General features: G+C 61.6%; 9 protein-coding genes and 4 tRNA genes. 2 read left to right on the top strand and 11 right to left on the bottom strand.

Annotated elements, in window-relative coordinates; all coding sequences use genetic code 11:
* Positions 1-7 precede the first annotated feature (7 nt).
* A complete protein-coding gene (gene leuC, locus AB4O22_RS06055; RefSeq protein ID WP_003203866.1) occupies positions 8-1,426 on the bottom strand; it encodes a 3-isopropylmalate dehydratase large subunit in 1,419 nt (472 codons plus the stop codon).
* A 156-nt stretch (positions 1,427-1,582) separates the two neighbouring features.
* Between leuC and AB4O22_RS06050 the strand changes: the two genes are divergently transcribed.
* Positions 1,583-2,473 carry a LysR family transcriptional regulator gene (locus tag AB4O22_RS06050; protein WP_223471346.1) on the top strand — a complete coding sequence of 297 codons (891 nt, stop codon included), beginning with the start codon at positions 1,583-1,585 and terminating at the stop codon, positions 2,471-2,473.
* A 68-nt stretch (positions 2,474-2,541) separates the two neighbouring features.
* A complete protein-coding gene (locus tag AB4O22_RS06045; RefSeq protein ID WP_223471344.1) occupies positions 2,542-5,820 on the top strand; it encodes a PAS domain S-box protein in 3,279 nt (1,092 codons plus the stop codon).
* A 206-nt stretch (positions 5,821-6,026) separates the two neighbouring features.
* Here AB4O22_RS06045 and AB4O22_RS06040 read toward each other — a convergent pair whose 3' ends face one another.
* From AB4O22_RS06040 to gltX, 10 genes are all read right to left on the bottom strand, one after another.
* On the bottom strand, positions 6,027-6,479 hold the full coding sequence (locus AB4O22_RS06040) for an Hsp20 family protein (RefSeq protein ID WP_003203872.1): 453 nt from the start codon (positions 6,477-6,479) through the stop codon (positions 6,027-6,029).
* 119 nt (positions 6,480-6,598) lie between these two features.
* Positions 6,599-7,558, bottom strand: coding sequence for a tRNA dihydrouridine synthase (locus AB4O22_RS06035; protein ID WP_460095995.1), 960 nt, complete (start codon positions 7,556-7,558; stop codon positions 6,599-6,601).
* Between the two features lie 112 nt (positions 7,559-7,670).
* Complete coding sequence (locus AB4O22_RS06030) at positions 7,671-8,120, bottom strand: acyl-CoA thioesterase (RefSeq protein WP_003203876.1); 450 nt, start codon at positions 8,118-8,120, stop codon at positions 7,671-7,673.
* A 76-nt stretch (positions 8,121-8,196) separates the two neighbouring features.
* Positions 8,197-9,030, bottom strand: coding sequence for an alpha/beta fold hydrolase (locus tag AB4O22_RS06025; protein WP_223471342.1), 834 nt, complete (start codon positions 9,028-9,030; stop codon positions 8,197-8,199).
* A gap of 28 nt (positions 9,031-9,058) precedes the next feature.
* Positions 9,059-9,598, bottom strand: coding sequence for a TetR/AcrR family transcriptional regulator (locus AB4O22_RS06020; protein WP_003203880.1), 540 nt, complete (start codon positions 9,596-9,598; stop codon positions 9,059-9,061).
* A 180-nt stretch (positions 9,599-9,778) separates the two neighbouring features.
* Positions 9,779-9,854: transfer RNA gene (locus AB4O22_RS06015), tRNA-Glu, on the bottom strand.
* A gap of 75 nt (positions 9,855-9,929) precedes the next feature.
* Positions 9,930-10,005, bottom strand: a tRNA-Ala gene (locus AB4O22_RS06010).
* A 53-nt stretch (positions 10,006-10,058) separates the two neighbouring features.
* Positions 10,059-10,134: transfer RNA gene (locus AB4O22_RS06005), tRNA-Glu, on the bottom strand.
* Positions 10,135-10,213: 79 nt separating this feature from the next.
* Positions 10,214-10,289: transfer RNA gene (locus AB4O22_RS06000), tRNA-Ala, on the bottom strand.
* 146 nt (positions 10,290-10,435) lie between these two features.
* A complete protein-coding gene (gene gltX / locus AB4O22_RS05995; protein WP_014337445.1) occupies positions 10,436-11,917 on the bottom strand; it encodes a glutamate--tRNA ligase in 1,482 nt (493 codons plus the stop codon).
* Positions 11,918-12,078: the final 161 nt, after the last annotated feature.

Here is a 12,078-nt window from a genome sequence, read left to right as displayed (position 1 = left end):
CGCTCCTTCAGATCAATTCGCGGACGTCGACGAAACGGCCGTTGACAGCCGCCGCCGCGGCCATGGCCGGGCTCACCAGGTGCGTACGGCCACCGGCGCCCTGACGGCCTTCGAAGTTACGGTTGGAGGTGGAGGCGCAATGCTCGCCCGACTCCAAGCGGTCCGGGTTCATCGCCAGGCACATCGAGCACCCCGGCTCACGCCATTCGAAACCGGCTTCGAGGAAAATCTTGTCCAGCCCTTCCGCTTCCGCCTGGGCCTTCACCAGGCCCGAGCCCGGCACCACGATGGCCTGCTTGATGGTCGAAGCAACCTTGCGGCCCTTGGCGATCACTGCCGCAGCGCGCAGGTCTTCGATCCGCGAGTTGGTGCAAGAACCGATGAACACGCGGTCGAGCTGAATATCGGTGATCGCCTGGTTGGCGCTCAAGCCCATGTATTTCAAGGCGCGGACGATGGAGTCGCGCTTGACCAGGTCCATTTCCTTGGCCGGATCCGGTACGTTCTGGTCCACCGCCAACACCATCTCAGGCGAAGTGCCCCAGCTGACTTGCGGCTTGATCTGCGTGGCGTCGAGCTCGACCACGGTGTCGAACTTGGCATCGGCGTCCGACACCAGGTCTTTCCAGGCCTCGACCGCCATGTCCCATTCCGCGCCTTTTGGCGAGAACGGACGGCCCTTGACGTATTCCACGGTTTTTTCATCGGCGGCCACCAGGCCAACGCGGGCACCGGCCTCGATGGACATGTTGCAGATGGTCATGCGGCCTTCGACGGACAAGTCGCGGATCGCGCTGCCGGCGAACTCGATGGCATGGCCGTTACCACCGGCGGTGCCGATCTTGCCGATCACCGCCAGGACGATGTCCTTGGCGGTCACACCAAACGGCAACTTGCCCTCGACGCGCACCAGCATGTTTTTCATTTTCTTGGCGACCAGGCACTGGGTGGCGAGCACATGCTCCACCTCGGAGGTGCCGATGCCATGGGCCAGGGCCCCGAAAGCACCGTGGGTCGAGGTGTGCGAATCGCCGCAGACCACGGTCATGCCAGGCAAGGTCGCGCCCTGCTCCGGGCCGATGACGTGGACGATGCCTTGGCGCACGTCATTCATCTTGAATTCGACGATGCCGTATTCGTCACAGTTATCGTCGAGGGTCTGGACCTGCAAGCGCGAGACCTGGTCGGCAATGGCTTCGATGCCGCCCTTGCGCTCCGGGGTGGTCGGTACGTTGTGGTCCGGGGTCGCGATGTTGGCATCGATGCGCCAAGGCTTGCGCCCGGCCAGGCGCAGGCCTTCGAAGGCTTGCGGCGAAGTCACTTCGTGGATGATGTGACGATCGATGTAGATCAGCGCCGAGCCATCGTCGCGCTGCTTGACCAAATGCGAATCCCAGAGCTTGTCGTAGAGCGTTTTGCCGGCCATCAGACGGTTCCTCATCAGCTTGTTTCTATGCCCCGGGCCTTGAACGAATCAATAACCCCTTGGCTTGTGAGGCTGATCCTATGGGGTTACATTAAATAACTCAAATTCATATTTTTCATACTTTGCATAACCAACTGGAATTCGACCGGAACCGCCATGGACCTCGCCAACCTCAATGCCTTTATAGCCATCGCCGAGACGGGCAGTTTCTCCGGCGCCGGCGAACGCCTGCACCTGACCCAGCCGGCTATCAGCAAGCGCATTGCCGGCCTCGAGCAACAACTCAAGGTACGCCTGTTCGACCGCCTTGGCCGTGAAGTGGGCCTGACCGAGGCCGGCCGGGCCCTGTTGCCACGGGCCTATCAGATCCTCAACGTGCTGGACGACACCCGCCGCGCCCTGACCAACCTGAGCGGCGAAGTGACCGGGCGTCTGACGCTCGCCACCAGCCACCACATCGGCCTGCACCGCCTGCCACCGTTATTGCGGGAATTCACCCGACGCTACCCCCAGGTGGCGCTGGATATCCAGTTCCTGGATTCGGAAGTGGCCTACGAAGAAATCCTCCATGGCCGGGCGGAACTGGCCGTCATCACCCTCGCCCCCGAACCCCACACGCTGGTACGGGCCACGCCGGTGTGGGACGACCCCCTGGATTTCGTGGTCGCCCCGGAACACGCATTGCTGGAAAACGGTGCGGTCAGCCTGGCGGACATTGCCTTGCATCCGGCGGTTTTCCCGGGGGGCAACACGTTTACCCATCACATCGTGCGACGGCTGTTCGAAGCCCAGGGCCTGATGCCGAACATCGCCATGAGCACGAATTACCTGGAAACCATAAAAATGATGGTCTCCATCGGCCTGGCCTGGAGCGTCTTGCCGCGCACCATGCTCGACGAACAGGTGGCGCGCATTCCTTTGCCGGGCATACAACTCAGTCGCCAGCTAGGCTATATCTTGCACACCGAACGGACGCTGTCGAACGCCGCACGGGCTTTCATGGCCTTACTGGACGCACAAATCGATTTGCCAGGGACAAGGGCATAGGTTGTGCCGCGCCTGTAGGGCCTGAAGCCTGTGCTTAACGCCCAACCCCGCTCAAGGCTCGCGAGATAATGCCCAAACCCGCTGACCACCTCCCGCCCATGCCACGCATCCAGGCGCTCGACCCGAAACGGTCCGAGCAGAGCTGGGACAGCGCGCCGCAGTTGCTGGCCGCCCTGAACGGTGCGCGGCTGGGGGCCTGGTCGTGGGACATCGAGACTGGGAAGATCAGTTGGTCCCGAGGCACCCAGGCCCTGTTCGGCTTCGATCCGCGCCAGCCATTGCCAGCGGATGTGGATTACCTGGACCTGTTGCTACCCGAAGACCGAGCCAAGGCCCTGCGTGCCTTTCATGCGGCAGTGGCCGGGGCGCCGCTGGAACAGGCCATGCACCACCGCATCGTCTGGCCCGATGGCAGCCTGCACTGGCTGGAGATCAGCGGCAGCGTGCTGCCCGACAAGCACGGTCGCCCGCGCATGATCGGGGTGATCCGTGAAATCACCCATCAGCGCGAGCGGGAACAGGCGCTGCGCAGCTCGGAAAAACGCTTTGCCACGCTGTTTCACCTGAGCCCGAACATGGTGCTGTTGACCCGCCAGGAAGACGGGATGATCAGCGAGGCCAACCAGTATTTCGAAAGCCTGTTCGGCTGGCCGCTGCACGATGTGATTGGCCGCACCACCCTGGAACTGGGCTTGTGGGTCGACCCCGGGCAACGGGTAAAACTGCTGGAGGCCATCAAGGCCAGGGGCGAACTGGCTAGCATGGAGGTGGAGCTGCGGGCCAGCAACGGCCAGATCCACACCGGCCTGCTCAGCGCGCAGAAAGTCGAACTGGAGGGCCAGCCCTACCTGTTGAGCACCTTCCTCGACACCACCGAGCACAAACTCGCCGAACAGGCCCTCAAGGACAGCCAGGAACGCCTGGACCTGGCCCTCGACTCCGCGCAACTGGGCACCTGGGACTGGCACATTCCCAGCGGCATGCTCTACGGCTCGGCCCGGGCCGCGCAACTCCATGGCCTGGAGCCCAAGCCGTTCCACGAATCGTTCGATGCGTTTTTCGAAGGCGTCCCCACGGAAGAACGCAACAACATGCGCAATGCCTATCGCAGCCTGCGCGAAGGCCCGGCGGGCAACTATCAGTTGACCTACCGCGTGCAACTGCCGGACGGCAGCTCGCGCTACCTGGAAAGCCGCGCCCGCCTCTACCGCAACGACGACGGCAGCCCCTTGCGCATGGCCGGCACCTTGCTCGACATCACCGACCAGGTGGAGCGCGAGCAGAGCCTGGCCGCCTCGGAGGAGAAATTCGCCACGCTGTTCCAGGTCAGCCCCGACCCCATCTGCGTCACCCACCAGGACAGTGGCCGGTTCCTCGAGATCAACTCCAGTTTCACCCAGACCTTCGGCTGGACCGCCAGCGACGTGATTGGTCTCGACGCCGACGAAATCGGCCTCTGGGATGCCTCGGGCAGTAGCCTGCAACGCATCGAACGGGTGATCCGCGAACAATCGCTGAGCAATGTCGCCATCGTCGTTCACCATAAGAACGGCCAGCCATTGACCTGCGTGATTTCCAGCCGGCAGATCAACGTCGGCAACCAGCCCTGCATCGTCACGACCTTGCGCGACATCACCCAGCAACAACGCTCCGAAGCCGCCCTCAAGGCCAGTGAAGAGAAATTCGCCAAGGCGTTTCATTCCAGCCCCGACGCCATCACCATCACGGAACTCGAAAGCGGTCGTTACCTCGAGGTCAACGACGGCTTCTGCCGGTTGACCGGCTACCGCGCCGACGAAGTGATCGGGCACACCGTCTACGAAGTGGGGATCTGGGCCGAAGAAAAACAGCGGGCCGCCTTGCTGGCCGAGCTGCATCTCAAGGGCCGCGTAGTCCACCAGGAGATGCTCGGGCGCAATAAACGGGGGGAAATCCTTACGGTGGAGGTGTCAGTCGAGCCTATCACCCTCAATGAAACCGCATGCCTGCTGCTGACCGCCCGGGACGTGAGCCTGTTGCGCAATGCCGAAGCCCAGATCCGTCACCTGGCCTACCACGACCCATTGACCAACCTGCCCAACCGGGCCTTGCTGATGGACCGGCTGAGCCAGCAGATCGCCCTGCTCAAACGCCACAACCTGCGCGGCGCCCTGCTGTTTCTCGACCTGGACCACTTCAAGCACATCAACGACTCCCTCGGTCACCCGGTGGGCGACACCGTGCTGAAGATCATCACCGCGCGCCTGGAAGCCAGCGTGCGCCTGGAAGACACCGTCGCACGGCTGGGTGGCGATGAATTCGTGGTGCTGCTCAGCGGCCTGGAAGGCTCGCGCAACGAAGTCAGCAAGCAAGTGCGGACCCTGGCCGACACCCTGCGCGAACTGCTTTCGGAACCGATGTTTCTCGATGGCCAGCGACTGCAGGTCACGCCGAGCATCGGTATGGCGCTGATTCCCGACCACGGTTCCACGCCCACTGATTTGCTCAAGCGCGCCGACATTGCGCTGTACCGCGCCAAGGACTCGGGGCGCAATACCTCGCAGATGTTTCACACCACCATGCAAAAAGCCGCCAGCGAACGGCTGCGCATGGAGACCGACCTGCGCCTTGCCCTGGCCCGTGGCGAGTTCAGCGTGCATTTCCAGCCTCAGGTCGATGCCCGGGACAACCGCATCATCGGCGCCGAAGCCCTGGTGCGCTGGCATCACCCGGAGCTGGGCGCCCAGTCGCCCAACGAATTCATCAAAGTGCTGGAGGACAGCGGCCTGATCCTGGAAGTCGGGACCTGGATCCTCGATGAAGCCTGCGACGGCTTCAAGCAACTGATCGCCAAGGGCAAGATTGATCCCCAACAATTCAGCCTGTGCGTGAACATCAGCCCACGGCAATTTCGCCAGAGCGACTTCGTCGAACGCATCGAAAATAGCCTCGTCACTCACGGCCTGCCCTTCTCCCTGCTGAAACTGGAGATCACCGAAGGCATCGTGATCCAGAACCTGGAGGACACCATCGCCAAGATGCGCCGGCTCAAGAAACTGGGGGTGAGCTTTGCCATGGATGATTTCGGCACTGGCTATTCGTCGCTGACCTACCTCAAGCGCCTGCCGGTGGACACACTGAAAATCGACCAGTCGTTCGTGCGCGACGCCACCAGCGACCCCAACGACGCCGAAATCATCCGCGCCATCGTCGCCATGGCTCGTAGCCTCAACCTGATCATGATTGCCGAAGGCGTGGAGACCCTGGAGCAATTGCACTTCCTGCAGGGGCTTGGTTGTCATTTGTACCAGGGTTATTTGCATAGCCGGCCGTTGCCGCTGGAGGCGTTTGAGCGGTTGTTGCCATAACTTGGAACACGGGGCCTTTGTGGCGAGGAGGTTTTATGTGGGAGCAAAGCTTGCTCGCGACTGCAGGCGACCCGGTTTCTGAAGGACCGCATCGCTTTTATCGCGGGCAAACCTTGCTCCCACAACCCCCTTGCCACAATTAATCTTCCACTGATCTCCACAATGAAAAAGGGCGCCATTTGGCGCCCTTCTTCATTTACGCTGCATCAGTTTTGCAGCGCGGGTTGCTGCTGCGCTCCGTTGATCGGGATGCGCTTGGCCTTGGCCTCTTCCGGGATCACCCGCAGCAGGTCGATGCTCAACAGACCGTTGCTCAGGCCGGCGGACTTGATCTCGATATGATCGGCCAACCGGAAGGACAGCTTGAACGCACGCTGGGCGATGCCCTGGTGCAGGTAGGTGACGCTGTCGTTACTGGCTTCACGCTTGCCGCCACTGATGGTCAGCACACCTTTTTCCACTTGCAGGTCCAGGTCTTCTTCCTGGAACCCGGCGGCGGCGACTACGATGCGGTACTCGTCATCACCATGTTTTTCCACGTTGTAGGGTGGATAGCTGCTGCCCGGCTCGTTGCGCAGGGCGGTTTCGAACAAATCGTTGAAACGGTCGAAACCTACCGAGGAACGGAACAGCGGGGCCAGCGAAAATGCAGTACTCATGATTCAAATCTCCTGAAAAATTCAGCAAGTTTTTTTGTCTCCGCGACCCGAATTCGGCATCGCGTAACCCCTATCTAGGGACTGCCAAAAACTTTTCAAGAGCTTTTTCTGAATTTTTTTCAGGCCGCCTCGGTGCGCTGCACCCCCAGCAGATGGCCAACCGCGTCCAGGTCGGTTTCCCGGCGCAAAGCGGTAAACAGCGCCACCGCTTCTGGGTAATTGCGGGTCAGCATCGCCAGCCACTGCTTCAACCGGCCCGGGGCCTGGCGCGGTGTCAACTGCCCGACCACTTGCACCCAGAAGTCCTGGAGCATCGGCTGCAGCTCGGCCCAGGACATCTCGACCACGTCCTCACCGGCCCGGGCGGCGGCGATCTGCCGGGCCAGGTCAGGACGGGAAACGAGACCACGACCGAGCATGATGTCTTCGACACCGCTGATTTCGCGGCAACGGCGCCAATCCTCGACGCTCCAGATATCGCCATTGGCGAACACCGGCACCTTGACCACTTCCTGCACCCGGGGAATCCACTCCCAGTGGGCCGGAGGCTTGTAGCCATCGACCTTGGTCCGCGCATGCACCACGATGTGCGCCGCGCCGCCTTCGGCCAGTGCCGTGGCACACACCAGCGCACCGTCCGGGCTATCGAAACCCAGGCGCATCTTGGCGGTGACCGGGATGTGTTTTGGCACCGCACGGCGCACGTGCTCGACGATTTCGTTGAGCAGTTCCGGCTCCTTGAGCAACACCGCCCCGCCCCGGGATTTGTTCACGGTCTTGGCCGGGCAACCGAAGTTCAAGTCGATAACCTCCGAACCCAACTCGCACGCCAGCGCCGCGTTTTCCGCCAGGCACACCGGATCGGACCCGAGCAACTGCACCCGCAGCGGCACACCGGCAGCCGTCTGGGCACCGGTCAGCAACTCAGGGGCGAGCTTGTGGAAATAGGCCGGCGTGAGCAGGCGGTCGTTGACACGGATGAACTCGGTGACACACCAGTCGATCCCGCCAACACGGGTCAGGACATCCCGCAGGATGTTGTCGACCAACCCCTCCATGGGCGCCAGGGCAATTTGCATGGAAACACACACTCGAACGAAAAAACGTGCGGCAGTTTACCGGATTTTGCCCACAACATCGGAGTCCACCACCAAACCCTGTGGGAGCGAGCTTGCTCGCGATGACGATGGATCAGTCGGTGAGGACCCCGGATGGTTTCAACGCAGGACCATAACCTTCGATGAATTCCGGCGGCATGCGCTTGGGCCTGCCGGTGGACAATTCGATGCAGACGAAGGTGGTCTGGGCCCGCAGCAGCGTGGTGTTGTCGCTGGGCCGAATCAGCTGGAAATGCCGGGTCATCTTCAACCGCTGGTCCCAGTCGACGATCCAGGTCGCCAATTGCAGTTCGTCGCCTTCATAGGCGGCTGCCAGGTAATCGATTTCATGTCGCACCACTGCCATGGCCCGGTCCAGGCGCCGGTACTCCACCAGATCCAGGCCCAGGCGCTGGGAATGGCGCCAGGCACAGCGCTCGAGCCAGCTGACGTACACCGCGTTGTTGGCGTGGCCCAGCCCGTCGATGTCTTCGGCATTTACCTGAAGATCAATAATGAACGGTGTTGCGCGATCCCAGCCCATGCCCCTCTCCTGGTCGAATTTGGATCGGGGCAGTGTACCGGATCCGAGCTGGACCGCTATCGCGAGCAAACTCGCTTCAAGCCGATTGCCGCGCTTGCAGACTGCGCCCGGCCAGCAGTGATAACACCCCATCAATGACACGAGGATCGGCCAGCACCCGCTGGTGCCCGCCCTGTGGCAGTCGCAGCAAACGACTGTCGAACCAGGCTTCATGGATCAACTGCGACTCCCTCACCGAAACCGATGTGTCGTCCTCGGCATGGACAATCAACCCCGGCACGTCCAGCTGGTAATGCGCTACATCCATCTTCGAAGCGGACATGCCCACATCGCTTTCCACCTGGCGAATGAACGCCGAACGCGCCTTGGGCGGCAAGCCCATCATCCGGGAGAAACCGCGCAATACCCCAAGGATGCGGGCGGGTGCGGCGATGCTGACCAGCGTCTCGGTACGCAACCCCAACTGGACAGCCAACAGGGCACTGGCGCCGCCCATGGAATGCCCGATCACAGCCTGCAACGGCGGCAGCTCAGCGGCGGCTTCGAGCATGGCCCTGGCAAACAACAGGACATTCGCCTCGCGACCCGGTGAACGACCATGGGCCGGACCGTCCAGCGCCACCACCGTGTAACCGGCGTCAACCAGGGCCGTGATCAGCGCCGCGAACTGAGTCGGCCGCCCTTCCCAGCCATGCATCAGCAAGACTGCCGGGCCTTTGCCCCAGCGCAAGGCCGAAAGACCGAAGCGCAAGGTGATACGCTCGGACGAGGCCAGCAGCGGCAGTTCCCAATCCCGCGGCGGCAAGTTGCGCGGGCGCATGAACAGCGAGCGCATCTGCTTGGCCACCAAGCGCGGAGCCACCCAACCAAGCGTGCCATTGACGCTACGAATCCAGCTCAGCCTGTTCATCGCTCATCTCCAGGGCTCGCGCCTCAGCTCATCGCACCGCCGACTTGGCGGCGCGCAGCAAACGATCCGATAACTCTCCAGGGCCCAAGGCCCGTGCCAGGGCCAGACCGCCTACCATCAAGGCGATGTCGGCCAGGGCCTTGTCGGCGTCCTCCGGGCTGGCCGCCAATTGCGCGACCATCAACTCGATGTGCTCATTGAGCACTTCACGAAACGCATCCGGCAGCCGGCCGAGCTCGCCGACCGATGCTGGGATCGGGCAGGCGTGTTCGGTGGAGTCACGGTGCTTGCGTGACAGATAGAACGCCGCCACCAGAGCGCGCCGCTCTTCGCCTGTCAGCTCGCCGTCCATGTCGGCGATCAGGCCGCGGCGCCGATTGAGCAATTGCTTGAATGCCTCCAGCATCAAGGCGTCCTTGCTTTCGAAATGGGCATAAAAACCGCCCACCGTCAGCCCGGCCGCGCCCATCACCTCGCCCACGCTCGGCTCAGCCGGCCCACGCTGGATCAGCGCATCGCTGGCGGCCTTGAGAATGCGTTCACGGGTTTGTGCCTTTTTATCGCTCATCGTCGCCTCCGAATATTACGATTGAAATATTATTCCTATAATAATTTTCCGCAAGCGGAAATTTGACCGCTGGTCAGAAGTCTATTTTCAAGGATAAGGGAATTGGCCGAACGCCAGACAAACAAAAGGGCCATTCAAGAATTGAATGACCCTTATAAAATCCCGCAGAGCGGGTAATCGTGGCGTCCCCTAGGGGACTCGAACCCCTGTTACCGCCGTGAAAGGGCGGTGTCCTAGGCCACTAGACGAAGGGGACACAAACCTTCTGACTTGATCAGTGCTGAGAACTGATCGATTCAAGGGCGGTGTGGCCAGACCTTGAACCTGTAATTGGTGGAGCTAGACGGGATCGAACCGTCGACCTCTTGCATGCCATGCAAGCGCTCTCCCAGCTGAGCTATAGCCCCAGATTTTTCGCCTCGCGGCGGAGTGACATCTTGCAACATCGCTTCTGTAAAACTGGCGTCCCCTAGGGGACTCGAACCCCTGTTACCGCCGTGAAAGGGCGGTGTCCTAGGCCACTAGACGAAGGGGACGCAAACCCTTCTATACAACTGATCAACGCTGAGTGTTGATCGCTTCAAGACCGGTGTGGCCAGGCCTTGAAGTGTAAATTGGTGGAGCTAGACGGGATCGAACCGTCGACCTCTTGCATGCCATGCAAGCGCTCTCCCAGCTGAGCTATAGCCCCTCATCGCTGAGGACGGGGCGAATCTTAAGGGCGTATCGGAGGGCTGTCAAATTTATTTTCAACAAATTTGAAAATTTTTTGCCGGGATAACAATCACTTACCGACAAACCCCGGAAAACCGGGGTATGTCCTGCCTCATTGAACGCTTACGCGATCGCGCCCAGCAGTTTTTCCCACTCCTTGTTTTCCTTCTTCGACACACCACCGAGCAGATCGATGGCCTGGCGCAGGCGGAAACGGGTCAGGTCCGGCCCGAGGATTTCCATCGCGTCGAGCACCGACACCGAGCTGGCCTGGCCGGTAATGGCGGCGAACATCAGCGGCATGGCATCGCGCAGTTTCAACTCCAGCGACTCGACCACGGCCTGGATGGTCGCGGTGATGCTGTCCTTCTCCCACTGACGCAGGCTTTCGAGCTTCCACAGGATCAGTTGCATCAACTGGCGCACCTGGTCGCCCGAAAGCTTCTTGGATTCGAACAACTTCGCATCCGGCGTCACGCCACCGGCGAAGAAGAAGCCGGCCAGCGGGGCGATCTGGCTGAAGGTCTCTACCCTGCCCTGCACATGGGGAGCGATCTTCATCATGTACTCAGGGTTCAATGCCCACTTCTGCACACGTGCGGCGAACTCTTCCACCGGCAGGTCCCGCAACCACTGGCCGTTGAGCCACGACAGCTTCTCGACGTCGAAGATCGGCCCGCCCAGGGACACGCGCGACAGGTCGAAATGCTCGACCATTTCCTGCAGCGAGAACTTCTCGCGCTCGTCCGGCATCGACCAGCCCATGCGCCCCAGGTAGTTGAGCATCGCCTCGGGCATGAAGCCCATGCGCTCGTAGAACGTCACCGAGGTCGGGTTCTTGCGCTTGGACAGCTTGCTCTTGTCCGGGTTACGCAGCAGCGGCATGTAGCACAGCTGTGGTTGCTCCCAGCCGAAGTATTCGTAGAGCAGGATCAGTTTCGGCGCCGATGGCAGCCATTCTTCACCACGCAGGACGTGGGTGATGCCCATCAGGTGATCGTCGACCACGTTCGCCAGGAAGTACGTCGGCAGGCCGTCGGTCTTCATCAGCACTTGCATGTCCATGCGATCCCACGGGATCTCGACGTCGCCACGCAGCATGTCCGGCACCACGCAGACGCCTTCGGTCGGCACCTTCATGCGGATCACATGGGGCTCGCCGGCCGCCAGGCGACGGGCGACTTCTTCCTTGGACAGCAGCAGCGCCCGGCCGTCGTAGCGCGGGGTTTCGCCACGGGCCATTTGCTCGGCGCGCATCTGGTCCAGCTCTTCAGCGGTGCAGAAACACGGGAACGCATGCCCCATGTCCACCAGTTGCTGGCAATACTGCTGGTAGATGTCACCGCGCTCGCTCTGGCGATACGGACCGTGCGGGCCACCGACGTCCGGACCTTCGCTCCAGTCGATTCCCAACCAGCGCAGGGCGTCGAAGATCTGCTGTTCGGACTCGCGGGTCGAACGCAACTGGTCGGTGTCCTCGATCCGCAGGATGAACTCGCCGCCATGCTGCTTGGCAAAGCAATAGTTGAACAAAGCGATGTAGGCGGTGCCGACATGGGGATCGCCAGTGGGCGAAGGCGCGATGCGGGTGCGGACGGTGGTCATGGCATGTCTCGGAAAGAATATAAAAGCGAAGATCAAACAGGGGGCGAATGGTAACAGGCGATGGCGGGCGGGCTCCAGTGAGAGCGGGATTTGTGTGGCCAGTCGTCAGACCGAGTCGCGCCCATCGCGAGCAAGCTCGCTCCCACAGAGACCGCGACTCG

The sequence above is a fragment of the Pseudomonas sp. S3_B11 genome (genome assembly GCF_054667715.1).
Note: the sequence above shows the minus strand (reverse complement) of the source record. Positions and strands in the feature narration are given on the sequence as shown.

Bases quoted from the DNA above. Each gene is read 5' to 3' on its own strand.
- leuC (WP_003203866.1), bottom strand. From the start codon at position 1,426: ATGGCCGGCAAAACGCTCTACGACAAGCTCTGGGATTCGCATTTGGTC.
- AB4O22_RS06050 (WP_223471346.1), top strand. From the start codon at position 1,583: ATGGACCTCGCCAACCTCAATGCCTTTATAGCCATCGCCGAGACGGGC.
- AB4O22_RS06045 (WP_223471344.1), top strand. From the start codon at position 2,542: ATGCCCAAACCCGCTGACCACCTCCCGCCCATGCCACGCATCCAGGCG.
- AB4O22_RS06040 (WP_003203872.1), bottom strand. From the start codon at position 6,479: ATGAGTACTGCATTTTCGCTGGCCCCGCTGTTCCGTTCCTCGGTAGGT.
- AB4O22_RS06035 (WP_460095995.1), bottom strand. From the start codon at position 7,558: ATGCAAATTGCCCTGGCGCCCATGGAGGGGTTGGTCGACAACATCCTG.
- AB4O22_RS06030 (WP_003203876.1), bottom strand. From the start codon at position 8,120: ATGGGCTGGGATCGCGCAACACCGTTCATTATTGATCTTCAGGTAAAT.
- AB4O22_RS06025 (WP_223471342.1), bottom strand. From the start codon at position 9,030: ATGAACAGGCTGAGCTGGATTCGTAGCGTCAATGGCACGCTTGGTTGG.
- AB4O22_RS06020 (WP_003203880.1), bottom strand. From the start codon at position 9,598: ATGAGCGATAAAAAGGCACAAACCCGTGAACGCATTCTCAAGGCCGCC.
- gltX (WP_014337445.1), bottom strand. From the start codon at position 11,917: ATGACCACCGTCCGCACCCGCATCGCGCCTTCGCCCACTGGCGATCCC.